Origin of the sequence: uncultured Shewanella sp. (genome assembly GCF_947495455.1) — a bacterium.
GTDB lineage: Bacteria > Pseudomonadota > Gammaproteobacteria > Enterobacterales > Shewanellaceae > Shewanella.
Genome location: NZ_CANLZC010000008.1, coordinates 50,642 through 68,970, shown reverse-complemented (window position 1 = coordinate 68,970; position 18,329 = coordinate 50,642). Strand labels below are relative to the sequence as shown.

Sequence of the window (18,329 nt, the reverse complement as noted above, 5' to 3'; positions counted from 1 at the left end):
TCCTTTTAAAACGAGACCATCACATTCATTTCAGGGAGTAGATCAAGTGCAATCAAAATCACAACAAATCATCCATAGGGTATTTAACCAAGCACCCGAGTTAACCCCTTATAATGCGTTTCTTACCGATCCTTTACTGCAACAACAAGTTAACTATTACGGCGCTGATTGGGGAAATAAACAATTATATGAGTATGGTTGTTTAGTGGGGGGGAAAATGTTTGAGTGGGGTTTTGAAGCCAATCGGTATCCTCCAGAACTGCGCAGCTTTGATCGTTTTGGTCATCGTATCGATGAAGTTTACTATCATCCAGCCTATCATCATATTATGCAGCAAGCAGTCAAATACCGTTTGCATAATTTACCTTGGGCATTGCCAAGACAAGGCGCGCAGACTATGCGAGCAGCATTGTTTTATTTGCATGCCCAAGCTGAAGCAGGAACAGCCTGCCCTATTACTATGACCTTCGCCAGTACAGCGGCCTTAACCAATGCGCCTCTACCAACATCAGAATGGCATAGCAAACTCTTATCTGATCACTACGATCCTAACCCCTTACCCGTCACACAAAAAAAAGGGATCACCATTGGCATGGCGATGACTGAAAAACAAGGAGGCAGTGATGTAAAATCAAATACTAGCATAGCCAAACGATACTATGCTAAACATGCCAGCTACCAGATCACCGGACATAAGTGGTTTTGTTCAGCGCCCATGTCTGATGCTTTTCTAGTCTTGGCACAATTAGATCAAGGCTTGTCTTGCTTTTTACTGCCTAGGTGGTTGAATAACAATCAACGCAATCACTTTCAAATTCAGCGCCTCAAAGATAAATTAGGCAATCGCAGTAATGCCTCTTGTGAAGTTGAGTTCGATCATAGTCAAGCTTACTTACTCTCAGCACCTGGACAAGGCATTAACACCATAATGAAAATGGTTAACCTCACTCGCTTTGATTGTATTTTAGGCTCGGCGGCACTGATGCGCCAAAGCTTAGTTCAAGCCTATCACCATTGCCAGTATAGAAAGGTCAAACATCAATACCTCATTGATCAACCCTTAATGCGTAATGTACTGGCGGATATGGCCTTAGATAGCAACGCCGCGTTATTAGTCGGTATGAGATTGGCACAATGCCTGAACAAGCCACAAGATAAGAATGAGCAGCGACTGTTTCGTATCGGGTGTTGTCTAGGCAAATACTGGATTTGTAAACGAGCCTCCTCCCTCGTCACTGAAGCGGCCGAATGTTTAGGGGGCGGAGGATATATAGAAGAATCCATTTTACCCCGCCTATATCGTGAGGCTCCTGTCAACTCTCTGTGGGAAGGCAGCGCAAATGTACAGTGCTTAGATCTATTTCGATTATTATTAAAAGAACCGGATGTGATCCAAACGTTTATTAATCATCTTAGCCAAAGTAAAGGAAGGTCTATACTATTTGATACTTATCTAAACGCAATAAAAAAACAACTGACGGACAGTCAACAAAACCCCGCTTCTGTTTTATCTTCACGTATTTTGGCTAATAAATTAGCATTGATTTGGCAAGCAGCACTCATGTTGATACATCAACCCGACACCATTGCACAGCAATTTTGCCAAAATAGATTAACTGGAGAATGTCTAGGTGTGTATGGCGGATTAACTGATCCAGTTGCGATAACGGATATTTTAAACGATATTTTACATTAACCTGAGTAATCGATAAGCCCTGTAAAAGGATCCATCATCTTATGGTCAATCTCAATTATTCTAATAGCGCTTCATCTAACCCTATCATTGTTAAACCTCGCCACTTAGCAGCCAAAAAACACTTTGAATCACTGATAAAACCCAGTGGTGTTCATGTCAATGGCAATCAAGCCTATGATATACAAGTTAACAATCCCAAGTTTTTTCATCGCGTTATCCATCAAGGAAATTTAGGCTTAGGCGAGTCTTACATGGAAGGTTGGTGGGAATGTGAACGTATTGACTTATTGATTGAAAAATTATTACTGGCAAACCTTAAGCAACATGTCAAGAATCGCTTTCGCTTATTATGGCCATTAATGATGGCGCGGTTATTCAATTTACAAACGGCCATACGCTCATTTGCAGTAGCAAAACAACATTATAACATCGGTAATGACTTATTTGAAAAAATGTTAGACGAGTCCATGAGCTATAGCTGTGGGTATTGGCAGCAAGCTCAAACATTAACACAAGCACAAGATGCAAAAATGAATTTACTGTGCCGTAAATTAAAACTTGAACCCGGTATGACATTATTAGATATAGGCTGTGGCTGGGGTGGATTAGCCGCCTATGCGGCAGAGCATTTTTCTGTTTCAGTCACCGCCATTACGATATCCCATGCTCAGTTTGCATATGCAACAGAAAAATATAAACACCTCGATATCTGTTTTAAACTACAAGATTATCGAGAGCTAAATGGCCATTATGATCGCATTGTGTCCGTAGGAATGTTAGAACACGTAGGCTATAAAAATTATCGACGCTTCATGGAAAAAGTAAATGCTAGCTTAGCAACACAAGGATTAGCCGTGTTACATACTATTGTCGATAACACCAGTAATACGACCTGCGACCCTTGGATTAATAAATACATTTTTGTCAATGGATTAGTTCCTTCTGTGGCGCAATTATCAAAAGCGGCAGAAGGGTTATTGGTTATGGAAGACGTACACAACTTTGGCCCAGATTATGCAAAAACACTCATGGCTTGGCATGATAATTTTGTTAAAAACTACTCGAGTTTAAGCGCCACATATGACACTCGCTTTTATCGTATGTGGCGTTACTATCTATTAAGCTGTGCAGGTGGTTTTAAAGCCCGTTACATGCAGCTAATGCAATTTGTCATGAGCAAAAATAGGGCCGATTGCTATCAAGCCGAGCGTTAATCCCTCATTCAAAAGTTAACTTCAGCTTCTATTTTTTTAACCTATTGAGAATGCCGGCTATAGTTTGGTTTTCAAGATCATTTATCATTATGTGTCATTAGTGTTTTACAATAATACAGAATGACAACCCCCCCCTTTACACTATTATTGCTGTGTGAATGACTATCTTGAGTTTTTTACTGCGCTTTTAAATATATCTTGCTGCAAGCCTATGGTGCCCAGCGCCTCCACTGGCACAAACACCTTATTGGATGACTTGGCCATTTTCTCAAGCACTTCAAGTGAACGATAGGATAAATATTTATCAGTCACAGACTTAGCTAATATCGCATTCACTTCTCGTGTTGACTCGGCTTTCTCTCTTTCTATTTGCTCTCGACGTTCCGCCGCAGCTTCTTTAGCTTTGGTAATAATCTCAGGGAATTGAACATCGGCAAGCCCAAAACGCTTCACAGTTAATGCTGAGCCATCCATTGCTCGCTCCACCGCTGTTAATAGCTCATCACTGATCTTTTCTCTACTAGAGGCGATTTCATTGATTGAATACCGAGCCATGATCTGTCGTACTTCATCTCTGATAATGGGACGAGCATACACAGTATAAATACTATCAAAGCTGATTTTTCCCTTAGCGGGCGCTATTTGTTTATAAATGTCATCAATTTTTCTTGGATTAACAGCCACTGTCATTCGAACATTAAATTCCATATTCAATTGATCTTTTGGCATAAAAAGCTTAAATGATTCTGTTTTTCCTCTGTCAGCCATCTCCAATAGAATTAATGAATCACAATAAGCGACACATCTATCAAGTCTAAATCGTGACGGGTTTACATCACCATGTTTATAACCGTCTTTAGTTAACACTTTGCCGACATGGGCAGGCGGCACTTCTACTTTCTCTCCCAAAAAGGGATGACACGCTGCTAGCAAGATGACAGATGCCAATATCAAACTGGTTTTAAATATTTTCTTATTATTCATATGCAATTAATTTTTTTACTGGACCTAACGCCTAAAAAATAACGTATTAATGCTTGGCTAAAATGAATAACGCAAGAGCACAAAACCAAGGCATGAAACAGCTTTATTTATTTCGTTAATGCCATAATCAAATCCATAAAAATGAAAACAGGCTTATTAAGCTGAAATCATATATACAATGGTCAATTAAAATTCGCCTATTTTCTATTCTAACGTTTGTTCCCCTAACCCACCCTCATAAAACGATAACCAGCACACGGTTCTAATGTATAAAAGATAAAGGTACACATGTAACGATACACAGGTATATCTTTTAATTGTTAGGGCAACCTGCTGCCCTAGAGTAAATCATTACTCTTCAAGGTTTCAACTTACCCAGTTGACGGGTTGTGCTCACATTTATCGCTTTACTACAGAACCTGTTAAATTAGATCATTGCTCCAATTTGCCTGTTGTATTTTTCCGTCTAATTCCCGTAATTGTTGCGCATAATTGTCTGCAAAATTTTGTATCTCGCTCACATTAATCATGCTAACAGATTTAATTTCAGTATTGCTGTAACGAGAAATTTGCGGCGTTCCTGCAGAAGCAATTGATTTATACAAGCTATGTTTAAGTTTAAGCGTCTCTCTTTGAGATAAAGCAAGCACCATGGGCTTGCCGTCACTTAATAAAATTTGATTGTTTGTTTTATTAATACGAGTCACTAAATTTTCAAACTCTAAAAATAGTGCTTCTTGTTGCTTGAGTAACTCAACAGGATTTTCAGAAGGTTTGTCACCTTCTTGAACTAAAACATTTCGAGTTGTTCTTTCTCTCAACTCTTGTAAACGTTGACTGATCTCAGCTCTTCTGTTCAAAGCTTCAGCTAATTTCATTATATACACTCTTATGTTAAGAAAGCGACCTTACTCAACCATATGTTTTTATTTGATTAATTTTAATGTTATCACCAAAAATCTATTGATGTAAAGTCATTACTACACCAGCAAGCGTAATACTAACTGAATGAACAATTAAAGTGCAGTTTGAGGATTTATTATTGGTTTTATAGATTTTTGTCATAAGCTTACAGCCCTGTTGATTCACCCGTTGCGAGCCAGTGAGCACAGTTGCTCCCTAATTCAAATACAGCACGTTGCTCATATCGAGCAATATCGTCTGTTGAAAGTTCCTCCCTCCAACGCCCATTGTTCCCTTTATAAATGAAGGTCTGAGCACCTCCATGCCAAAAAGCCCCACCAAGAGGCACACTTTTGCTAGCATGGGCCTCCATATAATCGAAACTGCAATGTCGCAGTACTGTATTCCACTGAGATCTGTACTGGTCATCTCGAAATACAAACTCGTTCCAAATAGTCAAATCAAAGTGATGGTTATGAAGCTCTCTCACCTTGGTTGGCAATCCATTGTTCATCATATATTTTCCCAATAAAATGACACATGACACTTTGCGGATCAGAGCACGTCTATCGGCTAAACTTACAAAGAATGTGAACCGATCACACTAAAGTTTACGCCACTAATATGTATTAAAACCTCACCTCATTATAAAACATTTCGAGATCCTCGTAATATGAGCCTCAAGTGTTAGCTGTAACTCACACTTTTGTTCATCCTAACTCGATTGCTCCAGCATAAAACACTACAAAATATTGACACTGCAAAACACTAACACAACTAACTTGCTACATTTCATAAAAATCAATACACTGCGTAGCCTTGATCTGAGACGACGGCTTTCAGTCTATTTATGGAAATGTATAATAAAATAAATAAATTAATAACAGGTTTGCTTATTTCTGCCAGCGCACTGAGTCACTCATTTTTGACCACAAGCGCAGTTGCATCAGATGCGGCATGGGTATTTGCCCATCGTGTTAACAGTATGTCGGCACTCAATGCGGCAAATAATGATTTGAGCATTAATGCCATTGAAATTGATATCACCCACCGTGATGATGTGCCGGCGGAAAAAACCTGTGCTGAAACTTGGTGTGCGTACCACGATGGCGATGATGTTGCCGTCAATCTATCTGAGATTTTAAACGCCGCAGAGCTGAGTATGCACATTGCAGCAGTGTGGTTTGATATTAAATCAACCACTAAAACCGATGCCGATTATGCCGATATTAGACAAACAGTCAAAACCGTCGTCGGTGAAGGCGATGGCAGCATGCGTAAGTTTTGGGGTGTGTATCCTGCAACTGAGTTAAATACGCCATACGTGACCGCCATTAAACAAAACCTAGCACAATTAGGTGGTCACGATGAAAACCTACTGATCATCGATGTTGATGATAATGCAGATACCGAAGCCGCCAATGCTCAATGTGCCCAATGGGGTATTCAGTGTGGTTTGTCTGTGGGCGGCCCCTTGATAGGGACTTTTGGCTTAATCGCCGATAATAACGCCTTTGACTCCATCAGCGGTGATATTCAGCATATGGAGAATATTAATTCAATCTTTATGTGGACCTTTAACTGGGTAGGGTTATATGAAGACGACATGATGCGTCTATTGTTTGGCGATCGCAGTTATTGGGAGCACTTAGCGCCGCCTCAATGGCAATGTGGTCAAGAAGGCAATGGAGTGATTGTAGGCGCGATGAACGGCCTGTATTACGATGATTTTTGTGAAAATAACAGTAATGACGATGCCTGCGCCGTGGCAAATCAATCCATTAATAACGGACCCAATACGCTAGGTACCCGCTATACTAATGTGAGTCAACCCCGTGATCATTATCAATCCACATCCGTTTATGAATGTGATAAGTACTACTAACTTATTGTCTGATATTTATCACCTGATCATTTGGCACCTGATAATTTATCGTCTAACCATATAGTCAATGAATGAGCAATATTCACCTCTTCAATGCACTGAATGATAGCACTGAATATTGCTCTTTAATAAATGAGTTACCTCTTGTTTTGCCGTCAAAGCAAGAAAAGGTTCATGTGTGTTGATTATTCTGAAAATCTAAACTTTTAAAAACAGTACCCTTGCCTTAACCAATATTTCCAATCTTCTATAGCTTGGGAAGCATTATTGCTAGTACCTAATGGCTCAATATTTTCTAGAGGGAACAGCAATTCATCATTACCGTCAAAATCGACTAAAACATACATGTGACTATGGCATTCTGAAGCATCAGCTAACCCTACGATAGTCAGTTTTGATTTACCTTTAGTACTTGTTGCATAAAATGGAAATTCAAGGTTATTTTCAAGATAGCAATACCACCCCATAGCAGCTTCTTCTGTATCATAGCAATCCACTATAATTTCCATCTGAATGCGCTCTTCTATTTCTGCTCTCATTATTACCATCCACAATGTTAATTAAAAAAGCAATCATAGTAGAGCGGGCTAGTACTACCAAACGCTTGCTGATCTTTGGACTCTAAATTTCAAAACACTTTAACATCTTGTTGAAGTTAATAAAGTTATAGCTTAGCTGTTTTCTGAAAAACCAACATAGACCCACCAAAGGCAAGGGTATGACTTAACGTTAGCAATCCGTCTGAGTGTTTATTTTTTATTGGTTGTATTGGCTCGTCAATCTATTTAATAACTAGGCATTAGAGGCGCAAGCATAAGCTTGTTAAGCCCGCTTTTCCTATTATCAACGGTTGTCAGCACTATCGATTAAAGCGAGAAAAGTCAGTCAACAAGTATCAAACGAAGAGACAAACTTAAGCGACTTAAAGATAAAATGCCAAGACAAAAGTCTTGGCATTTTATCCCTTGACTCAGCGGAAGCGTCCACATATGCCTTGATTGTCTTGTGTCTTGGTTATTTTCCTGAGCAACATCCTGTTCAGACCAAGAATTTGACCTAGTCAACCAGATCAAGTTAACAAATAAACTACAATTACACCTCAACCTACATTAATGTACTAAAGGCTTATAATTATGATAACAAAATCAATTAAATTCTTTCTTTTCTTTGCCATTCTTGTTGTATCAGCCTGTAACGATGGTAATAACCCCGCTACCTCCGATCCTGAAGCTGTATTAACCCTCATTAAAAGCGGTAATGATTCCGAGCTAATTATGGATAGCAGTCATTCCATTATACCTGACGTTCATGAGGTGACTGCTATCCGTTATACCATTACAGATTTAGAGACTAATGAAATTACGGTGATCGATCACGGCACTGATCACCGCGAACGTCGTAACCATTTTCTTCATGCTGGCAATTATCTAGTTGAACTTTCTATGAGCATTGAAAATACTAATGACATTAATTTCGAAAGCAGTTACTCAAGTACTCTACCAATTACAATATACTCAGACTACATTGATTATTATCTAGACCAAAATGAAGAGTGCCCTTTAAAAATATCAACTTATGATGTAGGTGACAGTTCTGACTCGGTTGATTTTGATGCTGCCATATCAGTAAAATCAAAATTTGATAACAGCGACTGTGACAGCTATTATACGCTGGATTTGGATGACATTAAGGAATATGTCCAGCTATACCTCAGTATAGAGCTGGGTGATAATGACTCAACGGTATCAAATACCGATACGACTTGTTTATATGCTTATGGTGCCTCTGGGAAAGATGACGATGAGGGCATCGGAGGTGAAGGTGGAGTATCTGCTACTATAACTACACTACAAGATCTAAAAGACAGTAATGATACAGATGATTATCTGCGTTTTATATTAGGCTATTTAGGCGGGAGTACTGTCATTTCAACCCAATATATTGACGATAATAGCACCGCACTCTGGGATGCTTCATCTGATGGACAATTACTATTGGTCGCTGGTGGTGGTGGTGAGGCTGCTTCTTCAGGAGATACTGGTATTGATGGAGGGGATGGCAAAGCATTGATGGCAGATGACAGTCTCTGCTCATCAAAACAAGGTGGATATGGGACAATTGCAGTTGTAAATGGGGATTGGGGAGTTGAAGGTGGAGGCGGCGGCACCACTAATCAGCTAGATTGTAGTACGATGCTAACGGAAGACAATATTGAAACCTATGCTGCTGCTGGTTCAGCTGGATCTGATGGTGATTCAGGAACAGCAGGTGTAGGTGGAGAAGGTACCTATGGTTGGTATAATGGTGATTTTTCATCTCGAGGTGATTATGGCAATGGTGGCACCGCTGGGAATAATGGTGGTGGTGGCTTTGGCGGTGGTGGCAGTGCTGATGATTATAGTACTGGCGGCGCTGGCGGCAATTTTTCTTATCCTAAAGGGTCTAATGCCAATTCAGATTATATAGACTATTGCCAAGACTTATCCTCTTACACAATACAAGATTCCAATTATGGCTACTTTGAATGGATTTTTTTCGTTGACTCTAATTAGCGTTCGTTTTTATGTGTTATTTCCTTATAATAGTTAAAAATAGAATGACCCATTATCCAATCTTAAGGAAAAAGTAGTGGGTTATTTTTCAACCAACATAATGGCTAGCTTGATCCGATGAGCCAGTTATTATCTTATGATCTTCTTTTGAGGCGCAATCATGGATACCAATACTATCAAACCACCCACAATTATTTTTAGACTAATATACTTAACCAATATCAATTAATCCAAATAAAAAATGCTCAGCCTTCATTCAAAGATGCTCTTTATTCAACAGAAAATCACAATTGAAACTCAAAACGTAACCCGAAGAAACACCCTGCTTTTATTTTTATTTTTATTTTTATTTTTCAAATCAGTGTAAATGAACTAGAGGGCTTCGATTTCAAGGCGAAAGCCATAAAATGGCTCCTATGAGCGACAAATAGGGATATTTGGCTGGCCGTTAGACAAGGATGTCATTTGAAGTCGTAGAGCGCTCAGGGATGAGTTTATAGCGTGCTACAGAGGTATCTGCACATCAGTCTGCGACAGGCAATAAATATCAATGAAGGTCGACTAACCCACACACTTAACCAACACCCTATATGCCAAGGGAACACATAAAAAATGTGGTCACTTTCACTTAAAAGCTTACTTATATACTTGAGCAATGACGATCTCTCCAATCCTTTAGCTCTATCAGTATAAAATGCCTTCAAGCTCAACACGTTCAAGCTTAACACGCAGGGTCGTCGTCTTTTTATTCGAGCGAATGTGGCACGCAGCTCTAGTGATAAACTCTTGCAAAAAACGGCATTTTATTCAAACAAGTTGTTCATTCTATGTGGGTAAACCGGGCACACAAGCAAGCGTGTGTAACTCTGTGTCCCACTCAGCCCTATCATCACAACAAATGTGTGCATTTGGCTTAATATCAAATGGAGTATCAAGGCTGCCAGCAGGTACGACTAATAGCTTGCCATCCATTTGTAAATTTGGCATAGCGGCGCCACACCTCTCACAAAAGGCCCGTTGATGCAGAGTATCGGGCACCTTAAATTGACGCACATGACTCTCACCAGTAAGCCAAGTTAACTCAGCTTTAGTTGCGAACAGATTCGCTCCATGGGCTGTGCCTGTGCCTTTTTGACATCTGCTACAATGACAGAGAAAGAAACAATCAAATTCACCTGTGATGGTAAATTCTACACTGTGGCATAAACAGCGGCCTTTATATTCCCTTGTCATAGGTTTACTCCTTAGTTTTCTTATTCATTACGACTTTCTCTTGGGATCAAGAATAAATATCGGGTTCACCTTCAGGACGCGTTTTGAGTACTCTTAAAAACCACATGTATTGCTCAGGATACGCCAAAATGACTTGCTCCACCGCTTTGTTAAGGGCAAGGGCTTCGTTTTCTTTACCTTGCATGGTACTGGGCTTAATGGCCGGCAAAACCGTTAAATCAAATTGTCTTGTTTTCTGGTTATAGCCTATTTGTATTGGCATAACTTGCGCATTGCCCGCTTTTGCGAGCCGTCCCACAACGGGCAAGGTGGCTTTTGTGGTGCCTAAAAAGGGCGCAAAAACACTTTTATCAGGACCTAAGTCTTCATCGGGTAAATAAAAGAAACTGTTATCTTGCTTAAGCTCGCTCAGCAGCGCACGAATGCCCGCTTCTCGCATATAAACACCACCCCCATGGGTACTGCGCATACGGTTATTAAACCAGTTAAACAAGTCGTTACGGTGGGCTTTTGCCATAGTAACCATGGGCAACTCTATATTAAGCCTCAAACCCGCATAATCTATGCCCCACACATGTGGCATAACAAAAATAATGGGTTGCTTATGTGCTCGCGCCTGATGCACATGCTCAAGGCCTGTAACCTTAACGCGTTTTCGTAAATGCGCTTCACCACGGAGCAGCAATTCGGCTTGCCCCAATAAAATCATGGCAAAATTTTCCACATTACGAGTAATGAGGTCATCGATTTTCTGGGCCGAATACTCAGGAAAACACAAAGTTAAATTGGCTCTCGCCACTCTAATGGGTTTTTTCGCGATTTTCATCACTAACTTGGCTAACACTCTAGCAATGGGATCCCGTATACAAGCGGGCAATAAGGAAAACAACACCAAAATACCAATGCCGACCCAAGATAGCCAAAACTTAGGATGCAATAGATTTAAAGAAAAACGACGATCAAAATAATTCGCATGTGTAGACAAGACTTCAACCTCTGATCTGACAACGAATACAATATCAGATCACTTCTTTTTATATAAAGTGAAAGTGCAGATCCACATTCAATAGAATATGAAGCTGCATATATCTCCCCAGAATACCTCAAGATGTAACAATATACTTGAAATATGACAGGGTATCCTACCACAATAATGAAAAAGCCACTCAGAAGAGTGGCCTTTACATACTGCTAGCACGCAACTACTTATTTGCGTTAGCCTCTTCAACTCGACTTTTTAGCTTTTGTCCAGGACGGAACGTCACAACACGACGTGCCGAAATAGGAATATCTTCGCCAGTTTTCGGGTTCCTTCCCGGTCTTTGATTCTTATCCCTTAGGTCAAAGTTGCCAAAGCCAGATAACTTGACCTGCTCACCACTTTCGAGCGCCTGACGAATTTCTTCGAAAAACAACTCTACCATCTCTTTTGCTACCCTCTTATTGAGACCGAGCGTTTCAAAAAGATGTTCTGCCATTTCGGCTTTGGTAAGTGCCATACTTTTAGTCCCTCAACGATGCGTTGAACTCAGACTTGAGAGCAGAAACCACTGAATTTACCATTTCAGCAATATCCTTTTCTACAAGCGTACGAGTGTTGTCTTGAAATATAAGTGCGATAGCTAAGCTCTTCTTGCCAGCCTCTACACCTTTACCTTTGTATACATCGAATAAGTTTAAGCCAACCAACTGATTTTCGCCAACTTTTCTTATCACTTTTACAACATTGCCCACTGTAACTGCATCATCAACTACAATCGCGATATCACGACGGTTAGCTGGAAACTTAGATACAGCCTGGGCTAGCGGCAATTTGGCTTGCAATAAAGCATCCAATTCCAGCTCAAAAATGATGGTTTTACCATTCAGGCCAAACGGCTTTTCTAAACTAGGATGAACGGCTCCGATGATACCTACTACTTGCTCACCTCTAAGAATTTCAGCACATTGCCCAGGATGAAGCGCTGAGTGTGTTGCTGATCTAAAGCTAAAGTCTAGATCCGATCCTGTCAAGCCAATTATGGCTTCAAGATCGCCTTTAAGGTCGAAAAAATCAACCGTTTGTGACGCCAAGGTCCAATGTTCGTCACTTTGATTGCCTGCAATCACAGCGCCTAACACGGCTTGTTGTCGTACACCGGACGGTGCATTTTCATCAGGAATAAAGCGTAACCCTGTTTCAAATAACCTCACCCGATTCTGTTGACGACTCTGGTTATAAGCCACAGCCGACAAAAGACCTGTCATTGTCGACAAACGCATTGCCGACATTTCAACCGAAATGGGATTCGGTAAAATCATGGCATCTTGATCCGGATGGATCAGTGCCTGTTGTTTAGGATCAACAAAGCTGTAAGTGATCGCCTCTTGAAACCCTCTATCCACTAAGACATTGCGCACACGTTTTACACTGATATCCGCTTCTTTATGATCGGACATCTTAAGTGAGGCAACAGGGGCAATATTAGGAATATTATTATATCCGTAAATACGTGCCACTTCTTCAATTAAATCTTCTTCTATCGCCATATCAAAGCGATAAGTGGCCGTTGTCACTTGCCAACTGTCTGCTTGAGCCTCAACACTAAAGCCTAAACGTGTCAGAATTTCTTCTACATCTGTGTCACTGATCTCATGGCCTAAAATGCGGTCTAGTTTAGCGCGGCGCAGTAAAATGCTTAACGGTTTTGGCAAATTCGCCTCAGACTTGGCTTCCACAACGGGACCGGCTTCACCACCACAAATATCAAGCACTAAGCGGCTGGCTCTGTCCATGGCTTTGTGCTGCAGCTCAGGATCCACTCCACGCTCAAAACGGTGTGAAGAATCAGTGTGTAGCCCTAAACGACGTGCCTTACCTAATATGGCAAGCGGCGCAAAGAAAGCACATTCCAATACAATAGACTGTGTTTGCTGACTCACACCTGAATACTCACCACCAAAAACCCCTGCAAGAGCAAGTGGTTGTGTTTGCGATGCAATAACCAGCATATCATTAGGCACAGTCACTTCATTACCATCAAGCAAGGTTAATTTTTCATCACCGCTTGCCAAGCGCACTTGAATATTGCCTTCCACTTTTGCTTTATCAAAAGCATGCATAGGCTGACCGAATTCAAGCAATACAAAATTGGTAATATCCACAATAGGATCGATAGAGCGAATACCACTGCGGCGCAATTTTTCTTGCATCCAAAGCGGCGTTTGTGCTTTCACATTGACATTATTGATGACACGAGCCAAATAACGTGGACAGGCCGTTGGCGCTTGTAAATCCACCGACACGGTTTCATCAATACTGGCTGGCACTGGCTGCCACTCAGGCAAAGTCACGGCCTGACGATTGAGCACGCCCACTTCACGAGCCAAACCCGCTATGCCTAAACAATCGGCGCGGTTCGCCGTTAAATCCACATCAATGGTGGCATCATTCAAGTTTAAATACTCACGAAGATCTTGCCCTACTGGCGCATCTTCGGGCAACTCTAAAATGCCATCACTTTCAATATCAATGCCTAACTCACCATAAGAGCACAACATACCAAAAGAAGGCTGTCCACGTAATTTGGCTTTTTTAATTTTAAAGTCACCTGGCAACACAGCACCGACCATGGCGACCGCCACTTTAATGCCTTGTCGGCAATTGGGTGCGCCGCACACAATATCGATGAGCTCATCTGCGCCTACATTGATTTTGGTTACGCGTAATTTATCGGCGTCAGGATGCTGGCCACATTCCACCACTTCACCCACAAGAACGCCACTGAATTCACCGGCAACAGGGTCAACACCATCAACTTCCAATCCTGCCATGGTAATTTGATGCGCTAATGCTTCGCGGTCAACACTTGGATTAACCCACTCACGAAGCCAAGATTCGCTAAATTTCATGCTAGTACAGCTCCGATTATTTAAATTGTTTTAAAAAGCGTAAATCATTTTCAAAGAATGAACGTAAGTCATTCACGCCATAACGCAACATTGATAAACGCTCGACGCCCATACCAAAAGCGAAGCCGGAATATTGCTCAGGATCGATGCCCACACTGCGCAGTACATTTGGATGAACCATGCCGCAACCTAAGACTTCAAGCCATTTACCATTTTTACCCATCACATCTACCTCTGCAGAAGGCTCAGTGAAAGGAAAGTAAGAAGGACGGAAGCGCACTTGTAAATCTTCTTCAAAGAAGTTACGTAAAAAATCGTGCAATATGCCTTTAAGTTCAGCAAAGTTGACTTTTTCAGCCACAAACAAGCCTTCCACTTGATGGAACATAGGCGTGTGAGTTTGGTCGTAATCATTACGGTATACACGACCAGGAGAAATAATGCGTAGCGGCGGTTTCTCTTGCTCCATGGTGCGGATCTGTACACCAGAAGTTTGTGTTCTTAACATCACCTTAGGATTAAAGTAAAAGGTGTCATGATCCGCGCGAGCGGGATGATGCTCTGAAATATTCAGCGCATCGAAATTATGAAAGTCGTCTTCAATTTCCGGACCTTCTTTCACCTCAAAGCCTAATTCACCAAAAAAGGCTTCAATACGTTCAATAGTGCGAGTCACTGGATGTAAGCCGCCATTTTCAATGCGGCGACCAGGCAATGTCACATCAATCCCTTCACTGGCAAGCTGTGCTTCCAATTCCGCCGCCTTTAAACCTTCTATACGCATAGATAAGGTTTTTTGCACTTGCTGCTTGGCTTGGTTGACCGCTTGTCCAAAAGCTGGCTTCTCTTCAGGAGGTAATTTCCCCATCATTTTCATCATGTCGGTGATCTGACCTTTTTTACCAAGGTAATCGACACGAAGGTCATCGAGGGCTTTTAAATTATCAGCTCCTTCGATTGCCGCTAAGGCCTGTTCTACGATTTCTGTTAACTGTGACATTATCTCTTCCAGTGCGTGGTGACCCCATATTGAGCCCCATTACTTTTTTTGGCTAACTTTAATTTCAAGAGTGAAAATAAGAAAAAATACAAATTTTACGTGAGCATACCGCATTTGACTAGTGATAATTCGAGGTTTTTTAATTCAATTGACGGATATTTCTCAATAGCATTTAAAATAGCGGCGATTTATTAACATAAAACCCTTTTTTGCTGGTGTTTTACTCAATTAAATTGTTAATAGTAAGCTCCACATAATTAACATAAATTGCCTTATGTATCTTAATAGCGCTATTTTCACGTCACTAGGCCAACAAAAAATGAAACACAATAACAACAAATCATTCAAGTTATAGCGCCTTTGACCGATATTAGGGTAAGTCCCAAAAATGAGAAATACCATGAAAGAAGTTAAATTTCGTTGGGTTGATCAATATTTGATCCACATGACCTTAAAGACCAAATTCGCCATTTTGGCTATTTTGCCCATTTTGGCACTCATCCTACTCACTTTAGTTCTGACAAAGCAATTAAACAGCCATTTTCAAACCCAATTAACCCAACAAGCACAGCGGCATGAACAAGCCTTAAACCAACTCAGAGATCAGACCCAAAGCTCATTGCTCGACACCACTCAAGCCAGTGTCAAGCAACAAATCCATCAAAGCATGACCCCCACGAAAACAAACAGTCCCACAATAACCCCCTATCACTTATATGATGATCCCTTGGCCTACCTCACACTATTGGGCAGTTGCTTAGCCATTTTTGTCGTATCTTATTATATTTCCACTTTTGTCGGCGGCGCACTGTACACCAATGTCATGGCACTGCAAAAAGCCGCAGCCGGAGATTTAACGGGTCGATTAAATTATTTTAAAGTCAAAGATGAATTTAGCCATCTCGCCCTGAGTATAGATACCTTAGTGGATCGCCAACAATCCCTGGTTCAGCAAATGTCTCAGGCAACGGCGCAAATCCGCCAAGTAGTACATGCATTTAGAAACACCGCACAAGAAGGGCAATCTTTGGCAAAAGATCAACGCCAACATCTAGATTCTTTGGCCACCGCAATGGAACAAATGACGGCAGCCGTCAAAGAAGTTGCCCGTCATGCGGAGCAGTCATCCATTGAAACTCAAGAAGCTAACCACCAAGTAGAAGCGGGATCGAGAGACATTAATACCACAGTGAATGCCATTGGCACACTGTCCAGCGAAATTGGGGATGCCTCAACCGCAGTGGATCACTTAAATGACAATGCTGCTAAAATTGATGAAGTGATCACTACTATCAATGCCATTTCTGAACAAACCAATTTATTGGCTTTAAATGCCGCCATTGAAGCGGCTAGAGCGGGTGAGCAAGGTCGAGGTTTTGCCGTGGTCGCCGATGAAGTCAGAACCTTAGCTGGGCGAACACAAGCCGCCACCGTTGAAATTAAAGCCATGATCGAAGCGCTACAATCTGGCTCACAAAATTTGACTCGTGTCATGACGCGCACGGTTGAAAAAGCCGACGAAGGCAAAAAGCATGTATTGGCCACTGGAAAAGATTTAGATGCCATCGCCCAACATAGCGCTAAAGTCTATGAAATGAGTGCGCTCATTGCCACCTCAGCCGAAGAGCAGTCTGCCGTAGCCAATGAAATCGCCACTAATTTGATGGAAATTCGTAATCAATCCCATGATGTCGAGCAATCAGCGAATATGAGTGTTTCAGGTTGTGATGAACTCCATGCCACCGCAGAGCAACTCGATGCATTATTAGTGGGGCTTAAAGTATAAAGATCAAGAAGTAATAAAATCAGAATGTTAAAAAAATATGGCAGCGGTAAAAAGCTGCCATAACATCTAAAATCACCATCTAAAGATAAGTAGACATTTTTTCAACTCGTTCTTGCGGACTACCAAAAATTTCTACAATTTTTGGCTGATTGTAATTCGGAAATAAATATAATTCATCATCACGGTATAATCTTTTAAAGTATTTATCCACGGCTTTTCGATACTCAGGGTTTTCTTCAGCGTAAAACACAGGTGATTGTTCAGTCATTGGTAAAAAAACAATCAGATCGAGCTGGTTCAATATTTCAATGACTTGGGGAAAGCGTTCGGAAATTTCATGACAATGAATATCAATCGAGTCCAGTTCGGCTGCATGCATTGCATAAGCAATAAAATCGAGAGGACAGCGGTCAAAAATAATATTTTTTTCCATATCCTGCTGTTCTAATTGCTCAATACTAGCATCAAGCTGCTTTAGCATATTGTCAATCGTAGGTTCTAATGCAAATGCACCATCTTCTTCATCTAATAACTCATAATACACTTCTTTCATTGATTGATATTCAGGGTAGCGAATAATTAAATCATCAATTAACCTTGTTTTACCCACACAATGAGTACCAGATATAGCAATTCGCATATTAAATTGTCCTATAAAAATAGGACGTTAGCAACTTTTTTATAGAAAGTCAATTTTCTCTATAAGACTTAAATCGTTATTCAAAAACAGAGGTTGAAATTTGCTCATCAACTGCATGCTCGACTCACTTTCAAGTCAGCATTAATTGATTTGGCTATGCCAAGATTGAAAATAATCCGTAATGTAGTAATCACCAATATAATCAACCGATAGAGAGAAATAGCAATTTTGTAATAATAAAGGCATGATCTCCGCTTTGAGCTCTTCAGCCAAAGATTGCATAAACGCCCCATCTCTATGGGGCTTTTTAAGCAGCATAACAGAAATATACAAATGTGAGTGACGATACTCACTCACAGGAAAGGCACGACTCTTACACACTCCGGCGCTGCTATCTTTACCATTGATACTGTGTTCGATAGCCGTAAAAATAGCGTCAGTATCAAGGGTCAAGTCATCGGAGTATTTCAGCTCTATTTGCGGCATACTTACCTCTCATTCTTACTTCTTAAGTCACCATAAAAGGATAAATATAACATTAATAA

16 protein-coding genes are annotated in these 18,329 nt (G+C 40.8%); 5 read left to right on the top strand and 11 right to left on the bottom strand.

Going from position 1 to position 18,329, the window contains the following annotated elements:
* The first annotated feature begins 46 nt into the window (after window positions 1-46).
* Both Q0791_RS04130 and cfa read left to right on the top strand, forming a co-directional pair.
* The gene (locus tag Q0791_RS04130; protein WP_299003049.1) at window positions 47-1,696 is read left to right on the top strand and encodes an acyl-CoA dehydrogenase family protein; all 1,650 of its coding nucleotides are present in this window, start codon (window positions 47-49) and stop codon (window positions 1,694-1,696) included.
* Window positions 1,697-1,737: 41 nt separating this feature from the next.
* Window positions 1,738-2,910 carry a cyclopropane fatty acyl phospholipid synthase gene (gene cfa, locus Q0791_RS04125; RefSeq protein WP_299003046.1) on the top strand — a complete coding sequence of 391 codons (1,173 nt, stop codon included), beginning with the start codon at window positions 1,738-1,740 and terminating at the stop codon, window positions 2,908-2,910.
* A gap of 162 nt (window positions 2,911-3,072) precedes the next feature.
* Here the strand turns inward: cfa and Q0791_RS04120 are convergent, their stop codons facing one another.
* The 3 genes from Q0791_RS04120 to Q0791_RS04110 form a co-directional block, all read right to left on the bottom strand.
* Entirely contained in the window at window positions 3,073-3,894 is an 822-nt protein-coding gene (locus tag Q0791_RS04120; protein ID WP_299003043.1) for an SPFH domain-containing protein, read from the bottom strand.
* A 422-nt stretch (window positions 3,895-4,316) separates the two neighbouring features.
* On the bottom strand, window positions 4,317-4,772 hold the full coding sequence (locus Q0791_RS04115; protein WP_299003040.1) for a DIP1984 family protein: 456 nt from the start codon (window positions 4,770-4,772) through the stop codon (window positions 4,317-4,319).
* A 191-nt stretch (window positions 4,773-4,963) separates the two neighbouring features.
* Window positions 4,964-5,314, bottom strand: a complete 351-nt coding sequence (locus Q0791_RS04110; RefSeq protein WP_299003037.1) for a hypothetical protein — start codon at window positions 5,312-5,314, stop codon at window positions 4,964-4,966.
* A 339-nt stretch (window positions 5,315-5,653) separates the two neighbouring features.
* Here Q0791_RS04110 and Q0791_RS04105 point away from each other — a divergent pair, with 339 nt between their 5' ends.
* Window positions 5,654-6,682, top strand: coding sequence for a hypothetical protein (locus Q0791_RS04105; RefSeq protein ID WP_299003035.1), 1,029 nt, complete (start codon window positions 5,654-5,656; stop codon window positions 6,680-6,682).
* Between the two features lie 206 nt (window positions 6,683-6,888).
* On the opposite strand, the gene Q0791_RS04100 is transcribed toward Q0791_RS04105, so the two are convergent.
* The gene (locus Q0791_RS04100; protein ID WP_299003033.1) at window positions 6,889-7,221 is read right to left on the bottom strand and encodes a calcium-binding protein; all 333 of its coding nucleotides are present in this window, start codon (window positions 7,219-7,221) and stop codon (window positions 6,889-6,891) included.
* 594 nt (window positions 7,222-7,815) lie between these two features.
* On the opposite strand from Q0791_RS04100, the gene Q0791_RS04095 reads away from it, so the two are divergent.
* The gene (locus tag Q0791_RS04095) at window positions 7,816-9,234 is read left to right on the top strand and encodes a hypothetical protein (RefSeq protein WP_299003032.1); all 1,419 of its coding nucleotides are present in this window, start codon (window positions 7,816-7,818) and stop codon (window positions 9,232-9,234) included.
* Window positions 9,235-10,059: 825 nt separating this feature from the next.
* Here the strand turns inward: Q0791_RS04095 and Q0791_RS04090 are convergent.
* The 5 genes from Q0791_RS04090 to pheS form a co-directional block, all read right to left on the bottom strand.
* Window positions 10,060-10,467 (bottom strand): GFA family protein, encoded by a 408-nt coding sequence (locus tag Q0791_RS04090; RefSeq protein WP_299003030.1) that lies wholly within the window; start codon window positions 10,465-10,467, stop codon window positions 10,060-10,062.
* Between the two features lie 46 nt (window positions 10,468-10,513).
* Window positions 10,514-11,452, bottom strand: coding sequence for a lauroyl-Kdo(2)-lipid IV(A) myristoyltransferase (lpxM, locus tag Q0791_RS04085; RefSeq protein ID WP_299003028.1), 939 nt, complete (start codon window positions 11,450-11,452; stop codon window positions 10,514-10,516).
* A gap of 217 nt (window positions 11,453-11,669) precedes the next feature.
* On the bottom strand, window positions 11,670-11,966 hold the full coding sequence (gene ihfA / locus Q0791_RS04080) for an integration host factor subunit alpha (protein WP_299003026.1): 297 nt from the start codon (window positions 11,964-11,966) through the stop codon (window positions 11,670-11,672).
* Window positions 11,967-11,970: 4 nt separating this feature from the next.
* Window positions 11,971-14,358 (bottom strand): phenylalanine--tRNA ligase subunit beta, encoded by a 2,388-nt coding sequence (gene pheT, locus Q0791_RS04075; RefSeq protein WP_299003024.1) that lies wholly within the window; start codon window positions 14,356-14,358, stop codon window positions 11,971-11,973.
* Window positions 14,359-14,374: 16 nt separating this feature from the next.
* Window positions 14,375-15,358, bottom strand: a complete 984-nt coding sequence (pheS, locus tag Q0791_RS04070; protein WP_299003021.1) for a phenylalanine--tRNA ligase subunit alpha — start codon at window positions 15,356-15,358, stop codon at window positions 14,375-14,377.
* 400 nt (window positions 15,359-15,758) lie between these two features.
* Here pheS and Q0791_RS04065 point away from each other — a divergent pair, with 400 nt between their 5' ends.
* Window positions 15,759-17,144: a methyl-accepting chemotaxis protein gene (locus tag Q0791_RS04065; RefSeq protein WP_299003018.1), complete on the top strand. Its 1,386-nt coding sequence runs from the start codon at window positions 15,759-15,761 to the stop codon at window positions 17,142-17,144.
* A gap of 79 nt (window positions 17,145-17,223) precedes the next feature.
* On the opposite strand, the gene Q0791_RS04060 is transcribed toward Q0791_RS04065, so the two are convergent.
* Both Q0791_RS04060 and Q0791_RS04055 read right to left on the bottom strand, forming a co-directional pair.
* Complete coding sequence (locus Q0791_RS04060) at window positions 17,224-17,784, bottom strand: ATP-binding protein (RefSeq protein ID WP_299003016.1); 561 nt, start codon at window positions 17,782-17,784, stop codon at window positions 17,224-17,226.
* Window positions 17,785-17,925: 141 nt separating this feature from the next.
* A complete protein-coding gene (locus Q0791_RS04055) occupies window positions 17,926-18,270 on the bottom strand; it encodes a hypothetical protein (RefSeq protein WP_299003014.1) in 345 nt (114 codons plus the stop codon).
* Window positions 18,271-18,329 lie beyond the last annotated feature (59 nt).